This is a genomic window from Thalassospira lohafexi (genome assembly GCF_002844275.1).
Classification (GTDB): domain Bacteria; phylum Pseudomonadota; class Alphaproteobacteria; order Rhodospirillales; family Thalassospiraceae; genus Thalassospira; species Thalassospira lohafexi.
This window is the reverse complement of sequence record NZ_NXGX01000001.1, coordinates 201,154-219,654: the sequence shown is the minus strand read 5'-3', so window position 1 is coordinate 219,654 and position 18,501 is coordinate 201,154. Positions and strand designations below refer to the sequence as shown.

Annotated in this window: 17 protein-coding genes; 2 read left to right on the top strand and 15 right to left on the bottom strand. The window is 53.2% G+C overall.

Annotated features, from left to right (window positions below; translation table 11 throughout):
• The first annotated feature begins 3 nt into the window (after positions 1-3).
• The gene (locus COO92_RS00945; RefSeq protein ID WP_101299097.1) at positions 4-786 is read left to right on the top strand and encodes an acyl-[acyl-carrier-protein] thioesterase; all 783 of its coding nucleotides are present in this window, start codon (positions 4-6) and stop codon (positions 784-786) included.
• 36 nt (positions 787-822) lie between these two features.
• Here the strand turns inward: COO92_RS00945 and COO92_RS00940 are convergent, their stop codons facing one another.
• The 9 genes from COO92_RS00940 to COO92_RS00900 form a co-directional block, all read right to left on the bottom strand.
• A complete protein-coding gene (locus tag COO92_RS00940; protein WP_101299095.1) occupies positions 823-1,446 on the bottom strand; it encodes a ribonuclease HII in 624 nt (207 codons plus the stop codon).
• 59 nt (positions 1,447-1,505) lie between these two features.
• Positions 1,506-2,039 carry a GNAT family N-acetyltransferase gene (locus COO92_RS00935; RefSeq protein WP_101299093.1) on the bottom strand — a complete coding sequence of 178 codons (534 nt, stop codon included), beginning with the start codon at positions 2,037-2,039 and terminating at the stop codon, positions 1,506-1,508.
• A gap of 78 nt (positions 2,040-2,117) precedes the next feature.
• Positions 2,118-2,522: a Na+/H+ antiporter subunit G gene (locus COO92_RS00930; protein WP_101299092.1), complete on the bottom strand. Its 405-nt coding sequence runs from the start codon at positions 2,520-2,522 to the stop codon at positions 2,118-2,120.
• A 12-nt stretch (positions 2,523-2,534) separates the two neighbouring features.
• On the bottom strand, positions 2,535-2,804 hold the full coding sequence (locus tag COO92_RS00925; protein ID WP_022731052.1) for a K+/H+ antiporter subunit F: 270 nt from the start codon (positions 2,802-2,804) through the stop codon (positions 2,535-2,537).
• The gene (locus tag COO92_RS00920) at positions 2,801-3,289 is read right to left on the bottom strand and encodes a Na+/H+ antiporter subunit E (RefSeq protein WP_240626271.1); all 489 of its coding nucleotides are present in this window, start codon (positions 3,287-3,289) and stop codon (positions 2,801-2,803) included. The genes COO92_RS00925 and COO92_RS00920 overlap by 4 nt, the downstream gene beginning before the upstream one ends.
• Before the next feature lie 23 nt (positions 3,290-3,312).
• Positions 3,313-4,845, bottom strand: a complete 1,533-nt coding sequence (locus tag COO92_RS00915; protein ID WP_101299090.1) for a monovalent cation/H+ antiporter subunit D — start codon at positions 4,843-4,845, stop codon at positions 3,313-3,315.
• On the bottom strand, positions 4,845-5,201 hold the full coding sequence (locus tag COO92_RS00910; protein WP_101299088.1) for a Na+/H+ antiporter subunit C: 357 nt from the start codon (positions 5,199-5,201) through the stop codon (positions 4,845-4,847). The genes COO92_RS00915 and COO92_RS00910 overlap by 1 nt, the downstream gene beginning before the upstream one ends.
• A 1-nt stretch (position 5,202) precedes the next feature.
• Entirely contained in the window at positions 5,203-8,067 is a 2,865-nt protein-coding gene (locus tag COO92_RS00905; protein ID WP_101299086.1) for a monovalent cation/H+ antiporter subunit A, read from the bottom strand.
• A gap of 179 nt (positions 8,068-8,246) precedes the next feature.
• The gene (locus COO92_RS00900; RefSeq protein ID WP_101299084.1) at positions 8,247-9,455 is read right to left on the bottom strand and encodes an MFS transporter; all 1,209 of its coding nucleotides are present in this window, start codon (positions 9,453-9,455) and stop codon (positions 8,247-8,249) included.
• Between the two features lie 136 nt (positions 9,456-9,591).
• Here COO92_RS00900 and COO92_RS00895 point away from each other — a divergent pair, with 136 nt between their 5' ends.
• The gene (locus COO92_RS00895; protein ID WP_101299082.1) at positions 9,592-10,857 is read left to right on the top strand and encodes a permease; all 1,266 of its coding nucleotides are present in this window, start codon (positions 9,592-9,594) and stop codon (positions 10,855-10,857) included.
• A 93-nt stretch (positions 10,858-10,950) separates the two neighbouring features.
• Here the strand turns inward: COO92_RS00895 and COO92_RS00890 are convergent, their stop codons facing one another.
• The 6 genes from COO92_RS00890 to COO92_RS00865 all read right to left on the bottom strand — a co-directional run bounded on the left by COO92_RS00890 (position 10,951) and on the right by COO92_RS00865 (position 18,501).
• A complete protein-coding gene (locus COO92_RS00890; protein WP_101299081.1) occupies positions 10,951-12,180 on the bottom strand; it encodes a phenylacetate--CoA ligase family protein in 1,230 nt (409 codons plus the stop codon).
• A 46-nt stretch (positions 12,181-12,226) separates the two neighbouring features.
• Positions 12,227-13,009, bottom strand: coding sequence for an ABC transporter ATP-binding protein (locus COO92_RS00885; RefSeq protein ID WP_033368604.1), 783 nt, complete (start codon positions 13,007-13,009; stop codon positions 12,227-12,229).
• A 139-nt stretch (positions 13,010-13,148) separates the two neighbouring features.
• Positions 13,149-14,393, bottom strand: a complete 1,245-nt coding sequence (locus COO92_RS00880) for an ABC transporter substrate-binding protein (RefSeq protein ID WP_101299079.1) — start codon at positions 14,391-14,393, stop codon at positions 13,149-13,151.
• 110 nt (positions 14,394-14,503) lie between these two features.
• A complete protein-coding gene (locus COO92_RS00875; protein WP_101299078.1) occupies positions 14,504-15,577 on the bottom strand; it encodes a branched-chain amino acid ABC transporter permease in 1,074 nt (357 codons plus the stop codon).
• Between the two features lie 18 nt (positions 15,578-15,595).
• Entirely contained in the window at positions 15,596-16,489 is an 894-nt protein-coding gene (locus COO92_RS00870; protein ID WP_022731041.1) for a branched-chain amino acid ABC transporter permease, read from the bottom strand.
• 62 nt (positions 16,490-16,551) lie between these two features.
• The gene (locus COO92_RS00865) at positions 16,552-18,501 is read right to left on the bottom strand and encodes a long-chain fatty acid--CoA ligase (RefSeq protein ID WP_101299077.1); all 1,950 of its coding nucleotides are present in this window, start codon (positions 18,499-18,501) and stop codon (positions 16,552-16,554) included.

Sequence of the window (18,501 nt, the reverse complement as noted above, 5' to 3'; positions counted from 1 at the left end):
CCGATGACGATTGACTGGAATCATATTGCCAATGCCCCCCTGCCCGAAAATTGCGGTTGGCGCGGGACATATCGGGTTCGCTATTCAGAGATTGGCGACAATGGCAAAGTCATGCTCTCTGCCCTTGCCGATTACATGCAAGATGCGGCTGGCTGGGGTGCCCGGATACTAAAACTGGCCTATGACGACACGGTTGATCAGGGGATCGCATGGGTATTGGCGCGCATGGTCATTCATATTCGCGACTATCCCGGCAATGGCGAAGACATCACGGTTGAAACATGGCCATCAGGAGTATCGCGCCGAGTTGCCACCCGTGATTTTCGTCTTACCAATGCCAAAGGTGACGTGATTGGTGTCGCGCAAAGTTTCTGGGTGATGTTTGATTTGCGTGAACGCCGTGCTGCACATTGGCCCGACTGGATTTCCGACCGCCTGCCGAACCCGCCCGGCCCAAAATTGATTGATGCGCCGCTACGCGCCCCCTTTACCACCGATCCGCTTTCTCCGGGCGACACCATCAAGGCACGCCCGTCGGACCTTGATCTGTATGGGCACGTCAATAATGTGCGGTTGATGCAGTGGGTTCTGGGGATCGCCGGACAAAACAATCGACCGGACTTTCATCCCGAAAGCCTCGATATTCAGTTCCGAACCGAATGCCGCGTGCATGAACGGGTTGAAATCAGACATTGCGATGGATTTGCCGCCATTACCCGTGACGAAGACGGCACCGATTTGGTCCGCGCCCAAATCACACCGCTTAATCGCATCGCACTGGCTTAGGAACGATCCGGATAGTCATCAGTGACGGCCATACTCTTAACGGCCGTCCATCATTGCATCGAACAAATTGGCAATCGGTTTAAAGCTGCGGCGATGGTGCGGGGTTGGCCCAACATCACCAAGACCTGCCATGTGCTTTTTCACACCATAACCTGCATTGCCTTCCCAGCCAAAAAACGGATAGCGCACAGCAAGGCGCGCCATGGCACGATCACGCACCACCTTGGCAACGATTGACGCTGCCGCAATCGAAAGCGATTTACTGTCGCCCTTAACCACGGTTTCAACCGCACAAGGCAACCCGGGGTCACGATTGCCATCAACCAGTGCCTGATCGGGAAGGGTTGATAAATGGGCAACGGCACGGCGCATCGCAACATAGGTTGCCTGCAGGATATTAATCTGGTCAATCTCGCGCACCGATGCAGCGCCAATACCAACCTCGGCGCAGCTCATGATGATGTCATGAAGCTGATCACGCTTTTTGACTGACAGTTTTTTGGAATCATTAAGTTCGTTCAAAAGAACAGCGGGCAACAGGTCATCACGTGGCAGGATAACCGCGGCGGCAACAACCGGTCCGGCCAATGGCCCCCGACCAACTTCGTCAATCCCGGCAATGCGTCCGCAATACTGATCTTCAATGGAAAAATCAGGCATGATGATAAAGGCTCCCTCTTGCCTTTTGTCTAGCAGTCACGGCTCTGTCAGACAACTGATCACGCATCAGACCGTTGTGGGTTTTCGATCACATACACATCATATCGATCCGGTTTTGATCGGCACGTCATCCCGATTTTACGGGCAACACCAATGGACCCATGATTACGTTGATCAATCCCGGCCACAATACGCGGCAAGTTTAGCGTTTCAAACGCGTGTGGCACCAGTGCAAGGGCCGCCTCAGACGCAAAGCCGTTTCCCCAATAATCGGGATGCAGCCGCCACCCGATTTCAACATCCGGCCCAACGCCATCCTCGGGGATTAAAAGTACCCAGCCCATAAAGGTGTTTGGTGCAGATTTGGCAAAGACCGACCAGTATCCCAACCCGTCACTATAGTGCGCATTGATCCGGGTTCGGACAAACGCTCTGTGTTCGCCGTCCTCATCCCAAGGCCCGGGAATGAAATCGACAACACCGGGCGCCTTGTCCATGACAATACAGTCGTCAAAATCATCCATGGTTCGGGGACGCAATATCAGGCGGTTGGTTTCAAAAATCATGGCGGATGTTCCACGCAATGCTGTCATGGGGGTATCCTAACAAAAACGGCACCGAATGACGGTGCCGTTCTTTAAAATACGTCAGAAAGTTAAAAGCCGGAAAAATCAGTTTTCCTTTTCCTGATATTCCTCGCTGGGATCATAGCCTTCGGGCCCGACCGGATCAAAAGTCGCCCAACCTTCATTCTGCTTACTGGGTGGCAAATCCGAATGTGGATCAACATTCAACAGCATGTAAGCCTTGGCGATCAGGTTGGCTGTAATCGGTGCGGTCAGGAATATGAACAGCGTGATCAGCAATTCATGAATGGTGAAATGCCCGCGTTCAACCCAGAAATACAGCATAGAGGCAATCAAAACACCCCCGACGCCAACGGTACTGGCTTTGGTCGGTGCATGCAGGCGCGGCAGCAAATCACGCAGCTTGAGCATCCCGAATGACCCGACCAGCAGGAACAATCCACCAATCACAATCAGAAGCGAGATAATGAGTTCGACGACAAATGGCATCACAACGCTCCCTTATTCGATGATGTCGCCACGCAAGATGAACTTGCAGTAGGCCACGGTTGAAACAAACCCGAACATGGCGAACAAAAGCGCGCCTTCGAAATACATCGCGGTTCCCTTGGCGATGCCATACATCACCAGAAGGGCGATGGCGTTAATCGCCATGGTATCGACCGCCAAAATGCGGTCTGCCGTTGTCGGCCCCATGGTCAGACGCCATAAATTCATCAGCAATGCCAATGACACACAGACGAAGCCGAAATTCAGTGCATATTCGATCATTCGAAAATCTCCTTCAGGCGACGTTCGTAGCGGTCCTTGATATCATCAATCACACCCTGTGCATCAGGCGCATGCAGACAATGCACCAGAAGGCTTTTGGCATCGGCACTGAGATCAATAGTCACGGTGCCCGGCGTCATGGTAATCGTGCCCGCAAGGGTCGTAATCGCTTCAGGCGACGTAAGGTCCAGCGGCACCACTACACATTTAGATTCAAGAGTTTCGGTTTTACGAAATAGGATCAGTCCGGCAACGATCACGTTGGCAACCAGAATGTCCCACATGACCACCAAGCCATATTCGCAAATCGCAATTACGTTGCCCACTTTGGGACGGTCTGGCCAGAAACTTGCGGTGATCAAGGGGATAATCACCGCAAGGATTGCACCGAAAACAACGGCGCCTGCCGATATCTCGTTCGCCAGAAGTATCCAGACGACCAACAAAGCCAGCGACAGCAGCGGGTGGGGAAGATAACGTTTCATCATCATGATCCTTTCAACACCACTTACTGGCCAAACTGCGCAAGGGCACCATCGCCCAGCACTGCTCGAATATATTGCGACGTATCAAATATCTGGTCCGCAGTCCCGTTGAGGTAGCTACTGATCGGACCGGCAAAGACCGTTAAGGCAAACAGCCCCCCGAGCATACCGCACGCGGCAATAATCGGCAGAACCGGCCATTTGGCACCTTCAACAACGATCTCGCCTTCGGCGGATGCACTTTTCCAGAACAGCACACTGCCTGCGCGGCCAAAACCGATAATGCACATCAAGGACGTCACCAGAATAACCGACCAAATCCAGACCATGGCATCACTGTCGCGCGAAGCGTCAAGGATCTGTAATTTACCGATAAATCCGCTCAACGGCGGCATCCCGGCCATGCCAATCGCCCCGATAAAGAACAGAATGGCAAGAAAACCCGACTGATGGAAGACCGGGGCGGTGTTCAGGCTGTCGCCAAACTGACCCCGGCGAGATACTACCAGATCGGCAATCAGGAAGAGGGCCGCAGCCGAAAACGTCGAATGCAACAGATAGTAAAGACCTGCTGAAATGCTTTCAGGGGTGAAGAGCCCAATCGCCGTCAGAAGCGTCCCCATCGAGCCGATCACCGCAAAGGCAATCAGGTTATTGAGGCGTTTTGCAGCCAAAACACCGATCATGCCAACGGCAATGGTGATCAGGGCGGCGGGCAGGATATAGGGTTGTGCGAGCCATGCCATATCACCGGCATTGTCGCCAAAAGCCAGCGAATAAACGCGCAACACCGAATAGGCCCCGACCTTGGTCATGATCGCAAACAGGGCCGCGACCGGTGCGGGTGCATTGGCGTAAGTCCCCGGAAGCCAGAAATGGATCGGCACCATCGCCGCCTTCACACAGAAAACAAGCAATAAAACCAACGCCCCGGCGCGCAGCAACGCGGCATCTCCCGGTGCTATGTTTGCAACCTGAATGGCCAAGTCTGCCATATTCAGCGTCCCGGTCACTGAATATATCATGCCAACCCCAACCAGGAACAAGGCTGACCCGGTCAGATTGACGACAACATATTGCATGCCCGCCTTAAGACGGTCGGCCCCAGCACCATGAAGCATAAGCCCATAAGACGCGATCAGCAGAACCTCAAAGAAGACAAACAGGTTAAACAAGTCTCCCGTCAGGAACGCACCATTAACCCCCATCAGCTGGAACTGGAACAGGGCATGAAAATGCTTGCCGCGCTTGTCCCATTCACTCGATGCAAACAGAACCACACCAAGCCCCAGAATCGATGTCAGGAAAACCATCATCGCCGACAACCGGTCGAGAACCAGCACAATTCCGAACGGGGCTGGCCAATCGGACAGGGCATACATTTCCGGCCCATTGCCATTGGCAAAAATCACCAGCGACAAGGTCACTGCGACAAGGGCCACGGTTGCCGTTATCGAAAATACGCGCTGCAACAAAATATAATGACGAACCGCCAAAACGATCAGGGCGGCCATCACAGCGGGCAGCACTATGGGAACAACAATCCAGTCACCCATCAGTTTTTATCTCCTGCTTCGGAAGGCTCGCCAACTGGCTGACCGTCAACATGATCATTCCCGATTTCAAGATAGGCCCGGATCGACAGCACAACGATCAATGCCGTCATCCCAAACGAAATCACAATCGCCGTCAGCACAAGTGCCTGTGGCAATGGATCGGTGTATTCCGTCACACCTTCACGCAGGATCGGCGGCATATTGATGGTAAGCCGTCCCATGGCGAACAGAAATACGTTCACCGCATAGGACAGAAGCGCCAAACCAATCACCACCGGGAACGTCCGCCCACGCAGCAAAAGGTATGTTCCGCACGTTGTCAGAAGCCCAATACTGCTTGCTACAAGAAATTCCATATCAGGCCTCCTTCTCTGGCGTTGCTATCCGAACAGATGGATCGTGATCCATCGGATCAAGATTGACATCGACATGTTCTGCCATGCGTTCGACCTGTGACAGTTTGGCAAGAGCCAGCATTACCGCCCCGACCACCGTCAGGAACACACCAAGGTCAAAGCCCATGGCCGATGCCAGTTCAAATTCACCAACAATCGGCAGATGAACATGGACAAACCCACTGGTCAGGAACGGCAAGCCCGCGACCCAGGCCGATGCCCCGGTAATTGCTGCTGCAATGACCCCCAAACCAATCATGCCGTGGTAATTGACTTTCATGCGGTTCTGGGTCCAGCCAAAGCCCGACGCCATATACTGCATGACCAAAGCGACCGAAACGACCAACCCGGCAATGAAGCCACCGCCCGGTTCGTTGTGACCACGCAGGAAGATGTAAACACCGACCATCAGCGACAAGGGCAACATCACACGCGTCGCGACCACCATCATCATCGGATGACGATCCGCCGACCGCCGATTGCTGACGACCCAGCTTGCCAGACGTTTAGCCGCTTCGCCCTGGGTCACGGTTTCGATCAAGGCAAAGATCGAAAGGGCCGCAATGCCCAGCACAATGATTTCACCAAAGGTATCAAACCCACGGAAGTCGACTAGGATGACGTTCACAACGTTTGTCCCGCCTCCTTCGATCTTTGAGTTGGCCAGATGATAGGCCGAGATCGAGTTTGGCAGGTCACGCGTCATGATCGCCCAGATCGCCCCGCCAATGCCAAGGCCAGCAGCAATCGAAACCACCCCGTCACGCAATTTGCGTCCCGGAAGGCTTTCCTTTGGCGTTTCCTTTGGCAGGATATTAAGGGCAAGCAACATTAGGATAACAGTCACCACCTCGACCGAGATTTGCGTCAAGGCAAGATCAGGTGCCGACAGATAGATAAAGCCAAGCGAGACAATCAGACCAATCACACCGACCAATAGCAAACTTAGAAGTCGATTATGATGCATCACCACCGCAGCAATACTGGTTACAACCAGCAAGACCCAGCCAATCGCCGCCGCAGGTGAAACATCAAGTAATTCCCGCGTGCCCGCAGTATGATCGGGCTCGGCATAAAATCCAGAAACCCCGATCGCAACGGACGCAACAATCATCACAGAAAGGTAACGCTGCAACGATCCATTGTGCAGATTGTCCGAGACAACCCGGCTTAAAGCGACAAGCTTGGCAATCGCACAATCAAACATCGCCTTGGCATCAGGCCGTGACAGATTTGCGGTCGCCGAAATCAACGCCCCGTGGCGCATCAGCAACAGCGCACCAACAACAATCGCGATGACGCTCATGCCAAGGGCCGGTGTCAGCCCATGCCAAAGTGCCAGATGATATTCCGGCAGTTCCCCACCGATAACCGCACTCGACGTCGCAGCAACCAGCGGCCCGGCAATCACCGCCGGGAACAGGCCGATCAGAACCACCAGAACCGTCAGCAATGCAGGCGGGCCCCACATACCAAAAGGTGGATCGTGCGGATGATGCGGCAAGTTCTCATCGCGTGGCTTGCCCAGCCAGACGTGGAAGATAAAGCGGAAGGAGTACGCCACCGAGAAGATTGCCCCAACGGTGGCCAGAAGCGGCACAACCCAGCCCTGATCCAGCCACATGGTGTGCCATGCTTCTTCGAGCATCATTTCCTTGGACAGGAACCCGTTAAGCGGAATAATCCCGGCCATCGATGCCGCCGAGATAATGCCAATCGTCCCGGCAATCGGCATCAGGTTGAGCAACCCGCCCAGACGACGAATATCACGGGTCCCAGTTTCATGGTCGATAATACCGGCCGTCATAAACAGGGCCGCCTTAAACGTTGCATGGTTGATAATGTGAAACACACCAGCCACGGCAGCAATCGGCGTTCCAAACCCAAGCAGCATGGTAATCAGACCAAGGTGGCTGACCGTCGAATAGGCTAGAAGTCCCTTAAGGTCGTGTTTGAAAATGGCAATCCATGCGCCAAGCACCATGGTCACAAGACCAGCCGTCGCAACGATATAGAACCATTCCGGCGTCCCCGATAGAACCGGCCACATGCGGGCCATCAGGAAGATACCGGCCTTGACCATGGTTGCCGAATGCAAATAGGCCGACACTGGTGTTGGCGCGGCCATCGCATGGGGCAGCCAGAAATGGAACGGGAATTGAGCCGATTTGGTAAAGCACCCCAGCAGGATCAAAACCAATGCCGGAACATACATCGGGGACGCTTGAATTAAATCTGCGTTCTGAAGGATCACGGTCAAATCATAAGACCCGACAATGTCACCAAGGATCAACATCCCGGCAATCATCGCAAGCCCGCCTGCCCCGGTCACGGCCAGGGCCATACGCGCGCCCTGCCTCCCTTCGGGCAGATGTTTCCAGTACCCGATCAGCAAGAACGATGACAGCGACGTCAATTCCCAGAACACCAGCAAAAGCAGGATATTGTCCGACAGGACAATCCCGACCATAGCCCCCTGGAACAACAACAGGAACGCATAGAAGCGCCCCATCGGATCGTCCTTGGACAGATAGAACCGCGCATAGATAATGATCAGCAACCCGATCCCGAGGATCAGGGTCGCAAACAGCAAGCCCAGCCCATCAAGGAAGAAGGTCACATTAAGACCCAGTTCCGGAAGCCAGCTATAACTGACCTGAAACACCTCGCCAGAAATCACGGCAGGTGCCTTTGCCATCAGCAAAATCAGGGCAAGCAGCGTGACAGAACCAGTCGCAGTCGCGCATGCGTTGCGCCCGGCCCTGATCATTATGGCGGGCAGTACCGCCCCAATGAAGGGAAGCAAAACAATGAGGGTGAGACTCATGAAAGACCCTTATTTTTGGAAGTCGCCGTATCGCCCCCAACGCGAGACAGCAAGAAAATCCCGCAGAAGGTAATATTTGTACAGAAAATGGTCAAGAAAACCCAACCCTTACCGTTTTTTACTTTCGGCCTGTCAAGTGATGATGATCACCAAAAAGTACAACCCTGACGTCGAAATACTTAACGTTTACCACCTGCAAGACGAATTGCCTCAGGCATCAGGCGCAAACGCACCATTGCAATCGTGCCCAAAACCGGCCCGATCGACAGCATGGCAAACGCCCCCCACCATCCAAAATGATCCACGACAACCGGCACAAGATGGATCGACACAAGGGCTATGAGAAAACCAATCGCATTTTGTAAGGTCAGAGCCGTGCCAACCTGATGGGGATCGGCCAGTTCGATCACACAGGATGAGAACTGGGCAGAATCCGCAACCACCGAAATACCCCAGATGATGCAAACGGCAAGCAAGATCGCAAAAGGTGCACCGCCGAAAGTCCCGACAACAAGCGCACATGCCCCACTGACCACCATTGCAGCAATGGTAACAGTGGTGCGTCCGATGCGGTCGGCGAAATACCCCCCGGCAAGGGATCCGAACGCACCAACCCCGACAATGGCAAATGTCGACAAAGCCGACCACACCCCGGGATTTTCAATCAAACGATCCGAAAAACTTCCATACAGAAACAAACCGATCCAGCCCCACATGGCATAAAGCTCCCACATGTGACCGAAATAGCCATAACAGGCATGCCGCAGCGGTTTGTTGGCCCAGATTTGACCGACCATACGCGGATCAAAGCGCGGTGATTTTCCAGGTGCCCCACCCAGTTGAACAAATAGAACCGCAATCCCCGCGACATAGGCCGACACACTGGCCGCAACAATCACCAGCCGCCAATCAAGCGGGACGGCCACGGAAAACAGATGCGGCAAGGCCGACCCCATGGTCAGTGCCCCAACCAAAAGACCGACCAGAAACCCGGTATCCCCGCGCGCCCATGTCGCGACCATTTTCATGCCAATCGGGTAAATTCCGGCCATGCAGACACCGGTTACCAGACGCAGGACAATGACCAAAACCCCGTCAACCGGAACCGTCAGGATCAGGATATTGGCCGTTGCGGCAATGATTGCTGATGCAGCCCAGAACCGACGCGGTTCAATCCGGTCGGCCAGACCAAAAACCGCACTGGTAACCGTACCCAGAACAAAGCCGAGCACAACCGAACTGGTAAAAAGGGACGACTGGACAGCACCAAGATCAAACTCTGCGCGCAACTGCGGCAGAACCGCCGTTGCCGAAAACCAAAGAGCAAGCGCCATCAACTGGCACACCGTAATCATTGAAACGGCAAAGCTTTTCCCCGTGCGTGCCATGCCTTCTCCGACCGATTTGTACGCGTTCGGGGCATAATACACGGAAGTCCAAAAATGACTATCTTGGAACTGTTTGGAGTTTCAACCGTTCAGAAATACTAGGAAATACAACCTTACAATAGAACCGGAGCGCCCCATGCCCCTCCTGGATCAATATGCAAACGGTGTCATCACCGCCATTGGCTTCTTCTGGAACGCATTATGGGCCTTTGTCCTTGGGTACGCCATTAGTGCCGCCATTCAGGTCTTCGTCCCCAAGAAACGCCTGACCCATCAGATGGGAGATGCAAATCTTCGAAGTGTGTCTCTTGCGGGCCTGTTTGGTGCGGTTTCAAGTTCGTGCTCATTCGCAGCCCTTTCGGCAGCACGGTCGCTTTTTCAAAAAGGCGCGCATTTTATTGCCACCGTCGCATTCATGTTTGCATCAACCAATCTGGTGATTGAGCTTGGCGTTCTGATTTTCCTGTTTTTGGGGTGGGAATACCTTGCCGCCGAACTGGTCGGTGGCATTCTGATGATTGCCATCTCCGCCCTTTTGATCCGCTTGACGTATCCTGAAAAATTAATCAATGCGGCCAAAAAGCATGCCGACAATGCAAGCAATCAAGACGAAGAAGATTTTGACTGGAAAAAACGCATTAAGTCACTCAAGGGCTGGCAACAGGTTGGCACCCGGTTTGCCATGGAATGGCAGATGGTTTGGCGCGAAATCCTGATCGGTTTCACGATTGCGGGCTTTATTGCCGTATTCGTCCCAAATCAGGTTTGGCAAACATTGTTTATGGCCGACGCTGCTTCGGGTGATCAGGCAAATATGCCGTTTCTGGTCGTTCTGGAAAACGCCCTGATTGCCCCATTTGTCGCCGCAGCTACCTTTATCGGATCCATGGGCAACATCCCGCTTGCAACTGTACTGAGTGCCGGGGGTGTCAGTTTTGCCGGTATTATGGGCTTTATATACTCTGACCTGATGGTACCACCGCTGGTGAAGGTGAACGCACGCTACTATGGCTGGAAAGCAGCGCTTTATATCGCTGCGATCATGTATGCCAGTATCGTCGTAACCGCCCTGACCCTGCATTATGCCTATGCCGTGATTGGCATCATTCCTGAAGGCAGTCGCGACATCGCAGAGGTTAGCGCCTTTGGCATCAACTATACCTTTTTCCTCAACCTTGCGGCATTCGCCTTGGCCGGTTTGTTGCTGTGGTTAAGGTATCGCGACCAACATGCAGCGTCTGAGACATCAGACCATAATGATCATGAGCACGACCATCATTCGGGTCATCAGCATCACGACCATGGAAGTTCATCCCTATGGTCCTTCAAAAACATCCTCATTTTGGCCGTCCTGATTGCGCTGGCTGGCGGGTTGATCATCAAGGCCGCCTTGACCCTCTGAAACAAAAAAAGATGCCGCTGGTCGAAACCAGGCGGCATCAAGGTTCCCGAGCGGGAATGAAATAATACTTTAATGAGTTAGTTAACTTACTTATTAAATCGCCCGTTTATCATCGATCACCTTACCGTCATTGGGAAGGCTGCCGGTAGCAGCGCATTCAACAATCCCGCGCAGCTTGCACACGCTGGCAAGAGTTTCACCAATGGCATCGATGTGCCCAGGATCCGCGCCTTCGCACAATAGGGTCATGACGTCATTATCGCTTTCACGCGTCACAACAAGGCGCGCCTTGGTAATTGCGTCATTGCGCTTGATGATTTCGGCAATTTGTTGCGGGTGAACAAACATGCCTTTGACTTTGGTCGTTTGATCGGCACGGCCCATCCATCCCTTAATCCGCTCATTGGTGCGGCCACATGGGCTTTGCCCCGATGCAATCGCTGACAAATCACCGGTCGCAAAGCGGATCAACGGATAATCCATGTTCAGCGACGTCACGACAACTTCACCAACTTCACCCTCGACCACCGGATCGCCAGTGCCCGGACGGACGATTTCAAGAATGATGTCTTCGGCAACGATCATGCCGTCCTTGGCGTCACTTTCGTACGCAATCAAACCAAGGTCTGCACTGGCGTAACATTGCAACATCGCGATTCCGCGATCGGCAAACCAGTCGCGTAACGTTTCGGGTAATGCTTCGCCCGACACCAGTGCGCGCTTGATCGATGAGATGTCCGCCCCGAGTTCCTCAGCCTTTTCGATCAGGATTTTCAAAAACGACGGCGTGCCGCAATAGCCCGTCGGTTTCAAATCGCTGATGGCCTTGACCTGAGCTTCGCTTTGCCCAACCCCAGCGGGGATCACAACACAACCACATGCGCGTGCACCACTGTCAAAGATAAAGCCACCCGGCGTCAGATGATAGGACAGGCAATTATGGACGATGTCGCCGGGGCGGAACCCGGCGGCAAAAAACGCACGCCCCATCCGCCACCAGTCATCACCTTTACCCTGCGGATCATAAATCGGCCCCGGGCTTTGGAAAATACGCGCAAGCGCTGGAACCGGTGTCGCATTCAATCCGGCAAAAGGCGGTTCTTTCGCATGGGCGTCGATCAAATCGGACTTGCGCGTCACCGGCAGTGTCGCCAAAGCTTCACGATTGGTCACGCTTTGCGGATCAACATCCGCCAAAATGCGCCCAAACCCCGCAGACTGCGATTTCGCATGGTGAATGATCCGCGGCAACGCTGCCATCAACCCGACATCGCGATCAGCAGGTTTGCGCGTTTCTCTTCCGTCGTAAAAGGTCTTTAGCATTTTGCCCGTCTTTCATCCAATTTCGTCAACCATCATGATATGGTTGTTATAGCCAACGTTTGCGCCGTTTATATGACTTAATGTTCTTAAAGCTTTTTCGGTCTTCCGACCCACCGCCAAGATAGAACTCCTTGACGTCCTCATTATTGAGAAGCTCGTCACGTGTGCCATCAAGCACCACCTTGCCGCTTTCCATGATGTAGCCGTAATCGGCGACTTTCAGCGCAAAGTTGGCGTTCTGTTCAACGATCAGCATGGTAATGCCCTGATCGCGATTAATCTTTTCAATGATCCCGAACACTTCCTTGACCAGAAGCGGTGACAAACCCATCGATGGTTCATCAAGCAGGATCATTTTCGGCCGTGCCATCAAGGACCGGCCAATTGCCAGCATTTGCTGCTCACCACCCGAAAGATATCCGGCAAGACCAGTGCGTTCTCTCAGGCGCGGGAAGTAGTCAAAAACCATCTCGATGTCATCTTTGACCCCCTTGTCCTTGCGGGTATAGGCCCCAAGTCGCAGGTTTTCGATACAGGTCATATCTTCGATAATACGGCGGCCTTCCATCACCTGAAACAGGCCAGACCGCACGATATCTTCGGGATTGCCATTGGCAATCTGTTTTCCCATGAAATTGATATCGCCACGGGTCACTTCTCCGTCTTCGGTTTTCAGCAAGCCCGAGATCGCCTTAAGCGTCGTCGATTTCCCCGCCCCGTTCGGACCAAGAAGGGTGACAATTTTGCCTTGCGGAACCTCGAGAGATACCCCGCGCAGGACAAGGATCACCTCGTCATAAACAACTTCGATATTGTTGACCGATAACATCGGTTCGGCATTTTCGATTTTACGGGCGGGCTCTGCCATGGTGTCCCCTTCGATCACATCCGTGTTTCGTTCCCATGTATCGGGGACGGAGCATAAAGCCCGTCCCCGATCACCACGGGAGACATTCGTCTTCAGGCCCTTAGTAACCAAGCCAATCGTCACGACGCGGCAAAGTCACAGTGGTCAACTTCTCAACGGATGGTTCACCACCTTTTGCCGAACCTTTATAGATATTGACGGTGTTAATGCCGCGATGGTCTTCGGCGGTCCAGGTTGCTTCCATGCAAACGCCTTCAAGACCTTTTGGCACCCACATCTCGCGGGCGTACATGCCTGCCTTGATGTTTTCACCGGTGATGCCGCCATTTGCCTTTGCCCATTCCATGGCTTCTTTCATGTAATACGCAGAGCAAATGCCACGGATGTAATGGTGGGTGCGGAATTCCTCGCCCGAGCTATCAGACATTTTTGAAATTTCGCGCACCAAATCCATCCCCGGAACACCTTCATCGCTCCAGAAGCTGGTCATCGCCGGGAAGATGTAGTTATCAACATCCCCAATGGTTTTGAGCGTTTCGTAATCGCCTGCCCAGATATTGGCGAGCCATTTCGGGGTTGCGCCAACCGTGTCACAGGATTTCACCAGCGACACAACCGACGGGCCGAGGTTACCGAGATAACCATAGTTGGTGCCAGCTTCCTTAAGCGTCAGGCACTGCGCTTTGAAATCGCCCGGCTTCATCGACACAACAATCGGTGCGGTGACTTCAAACCCAAGTTCGGTTGCATATTCAGCGCAAGCTTCTTTTGGTGCGTTCGGGTACGGATGGTTGTCCCCGATGTGCGAGAAGATCGGCTTGCCGCTGTTGCCCGATGACTTCCAGTCTTCGGCGGCCCACTGAGCCATTGCACGGCAGGCATCGGAATAGGATGCGCCGTAGAAGAAGTTATAAGGGGCCGGTTTGGCCGTTTTCGGGTTCTTTGCCGTCGGGTCGGTCAAGTGGCCGGAATAGGATGCGGAATAAACCGGCACCTTGTCCTTGGCAACAAAGCTGATCAGGGCTTCGGTATCCCCGGTGCCCCAGCCTTGCATTGCAACCATGTCGTTACGTGAAAGCCATTTCTTATAGTTCGCAATCGCCTGCGGAACTTTATAAGCGTAATCAATAGATTCTGAATCCAGAACCGTCCCATCAATCCCGCCGTGGGTATTGATGTAGGACAGCGCGTCACGCACACCATCAGCATAAAACTTGCCGATAAAGCCGGTCGGGCCGGTAATATCCATCAAATGACCAACAAACACCATGTCGTCATCTGCCTTGGCTGCCGTCATCGACAAGCTGGTCGCAACCATCGCGGTTGCAGCAATCAATCGTTTCATCACGACGTCTCCCTTGGACGTTTTACTAAACAAAGTAGCCTCCCGGTCTTCACCGATTTTGATCCCGTTTCTTTTTTGGTTTTTAGCGAAACGGGCTTCGGCAGTATTTATCAGTACGAGAAGGGATAAAGCTTCCAGTACGCCCTGATCTGTTGCCAGCGATGGGCAAGTCCATCCGGCTCAAAGATCAGGAAAAGGATAATGGCCAGACCGATCGCCATCTCCTTGATATAAGCCAGTCCGTCGGTCACATCCGTCGAACTTGCCCAGTCGAAAACACTTAAGGCGCTGACACCGCTTTCCATCACCTCAGGCAGCAGCACCATAAAGACTGTGCCCATCAGGGTTCCCTTGACCGAGCCCAGACCACCAATAATGATCATGCCCAGGAACTGGATCGACAGCAGGATGGTAAAGCCTTCGGCGGATACAAAGCCAAGATAATGGCCATACATTGCCCCACCGATCCCGGCATAAAACGATGAAATCGCAAAACTCATCAGACGATACTTCGTCAGATTGATGCCCATGATTTCCGCTGACAGGTAATGGTCACGCACAGCAACAAACGCGCGGCCGTCACGGGTCCGCATCAGATTTGTGCCCAAAAGATACATCACTACCAAAAAGAACAGGCAGACATAGAAGAAGCTAAAATCGTCATAGATTTCATAACCAAACACATTCACCGGATTGGCCGCCGCCCCATAGGATCCACCGGTAAACCAATCCGCGCGGGCGAAGAAATCTTCGAGGATAAACTGGGCGGCAAGGGTGGCTATCGCCAGATACAGCCCCTTGATCCGCGCAGCTGGCAGACCAAACAGCAAACCAACCGCAGCCGTCATCAAACCGGCCAAGGGGATCGACAGCAACACCGGAATGCCCGTGGTGTTGTTGATCCAGGCCGACGCAAATGCCCCAAAGCCAAAGAATGCCGCGTGCCCCAATGAAATCTGGCCAGTGAAACCCACCAGAATGTTCAGCCCCAATGCGGCAATCGCAAAATAGGAAATCTGAATGAACAGATTGACGTAATAGCCATCCAGAACAAACGGGATCAGGGCCACGGCTATGATGCCAAGAATGGCGGCATTGCGCACAACAGTCGTATCGAAAATGCGGGTATCCTGACGATATGTCGTTCGGAAGTCACCGCAGGGACGCATCGAAAATCCAGCCATCGTTTATTTCCTCGTCCCTTAGATACGTTCGATATCTTTGGTGCCAAACAGGCCATACGGCTTGATGCACAGAATTATGATCAACACATAGAACGGTGCGATCGAGAACAGGTTGCCCCAATGCAGGTACTGGCCATCGACAAACTCGGCCGTATTTTCAAGCAAACCAATAATCACCCCGCCAACAATCGCGCCGACAATCGAATCTAGCCCGCCCAGAATAACCGCCGGGAACACCTTGATCCCAATCACCGACAATGCCGATGACACACCATTGACCATCCCGATCACGATCCCGGCCACACCCGATACCAATGCGGAAATCGCCCAGGACATGGCAAATACGGTTTTAACGGAAATCCCAAGACTTTGAGCGACCTGCTGATCAAAGGCGGTGGCGCGCATTGCAAGGCCAAGCTTGGAATATTTAAAGAACCAATAGAATCCGGCCATGATGAACAATGAGATCACAAAACTCATGATATAGGCCGTCTCGATCTGCATCCCGAGCACGTTCAAAGAACGGGTTTCAAACACCTGCGGATAGGTCGCGGTGGTTGCCCCGAAAATCCATTTGGTCGCTGCCTGGAAAAAGATTGAAAGCCCAATGGTCACCATGATCACGGAAATGATCGGTTCGCCAATCATCGGGCGCAGCACAACCATTTGCAGGACAATGCCAAACACCATCATGAACAGCAGTGTAAACAGGAACCCCATCCAGAACGGCATGTGCATCTCGACAAGGAAGGCGTAACAAACCCACGCCCCGATCAAAAGGAACTCACCCTGGGCGAAATTGACGATCTGGGTCGATTTATAGATCAGCACGAAACACATGGCGACGACGCCATACAGTGTCCCGACGATCAACCCATTCAGCAAAAGCTGGAACAGAAGTTCGAAATTCATGTTGCCATCCCTGTAATGGCGGCCCCGGTGCCCTTGGCACGGAACCACAGTTTATTGGCGACCTATTCGGCCGCTTTCGGGGCCATCTGTGCGGCCTTGTTTTCATCAAGATCGACCACTCGGACACTCGTCTGGATGCGGGTTTTTGACCCGTCCTGGAAGGTGATCATGGTGTCAATATCAACCTTGTCATTCCCGGCGTACACCGCATCAATGATGTCGGCATATTTCTCGGCAACCACACTGCGGCGCACCTTGCGGGTACGCGTCAGCTCGCCGTCATCGGCATCAAGTTCCTTGTAAAGAAGTAAGAACCTTTTGATGCGCTGTGCTTCGGGCAAGGTTTCATTCACCTGACGCACTTCATCGACAATCATGTCGTAGACCTGCGGCTGGGCCGAAAGGTTGGTGTAGTTGGTAAAGGCAATACCGCGCTGCTCGGCCCATTTGGCCATGATTGAATAGCGGATACAGATCATGGTCGACAAGAACGGCAGGTCCTTGCCAAGGATTACCGCTTCGGCAATAAACGGCGAGAATTTCAGTTTGTTTTCAATAAACTGCGGCGAATAGCGTACCCCGGTCGAGGTTTCCGCCAGATCCTTCATCCGGTCGATCACCACAAGGTGCTTATTGGCGTCCTTGAAGTATCCGGCATCCCCGGTATGCATCCAGCCATCCCTGACATCCTCGTCATAGGCAGCCTGATTTTTATAGTAGCTGGTGAACATCCCCGATGTCCGGGCAACGATTTCACCAACCCCGTTTTCATCGGTATTGATGACTTTGATTTCGGAATTATCAAAGGCAACACCAACCGTATCAAAATCAATGTCACCGGGCTGATGAATGGTATAGGCGCCGCACAGCTCGGTCTGACCATAAAGCTGGCGCAACGGAACGCCCATCGCGTGGAAGAATTTAAAGGTTTCCGGCCCAATCGCCGCACCACCGGTGGCCGCTGAGCGCAAATTGGTAAAGCCCAACCGGTCTTTCAGCGCACTCATCAGAATGATGTCAGCCAGTTTGGAATGACCACCATTGTCCAAGGCGGTGCGCGCCAGCGCCATGCCAACATCGTACATTTTCTGTTTGAACGGGGTTGTGTCCATCATGCGTGCGCGCACGTCAGCGGCAATGGTTTCCCAAACACGCGGCGCAAGCAGCACAAAATTCGGACCAATCTCGCGCAGGTCTTCCATCATGGTTTCCTGCTCTTCGACGAAATTGACGATCTGACGGCTGATCAGCGACTGACCAACAACATAGACCTGCTCCATAATCCACGGCAGCGGCAGAACCGAAACATAATCATCCCCCGGATACTTCGGATCGGCCCGCAGATACGCCGCACAATGATCAAGGAAGTCACCGGAATTCAACATCGCCATTTTCGGCTTGGACGTCGTACCAGATGTGGTGCAAAGGATCGCACATTCATCGCCGCGGGTATCGACAACCATCTTATCATATAGACCGGGGTCTTTGGCTTCGAGCGCGCGCCCCATTTCATAGAGTTTTTCGACATCCAACAGGCGCGGATCGTCATATTTGCGCATGCCACGCGGGTCGCAATAGACAATATGGTCAACTGTTGGGATGTCATCGCCAAGCTCAATCAGCTTGTCACATTGCTCTTCGTCTTCGGCAATCAGGATGCGCGCACCGGAATAGGTAATCAGGTAAGCGACTTCTTCATGCAGGCTGTCCTGATAAAGGCCGACCGACATGCCGCGTAACGCGTGGGCCGAAATTTCAGCCCAGACCCATTCAGGCCGGTTTTCACCGATAATACCAACAACGTCGCCCTGTCCAACGCCAAGGGCGCGCATGCCAAGCGTCATCCATTTGACGCGGTCGTTGTAATCTTTCCAGGTGAATTCCTGCCAAATGCCGAATTCTTTTTCGCGCATGGCAACGTTGCTGCCCCAATTGCGCGCGTTATAGGCCAGCACCTTGGGGAACGTGTCCATCGCCTGGACATCTGCATAATCGGGAATATTGCTGCTCAT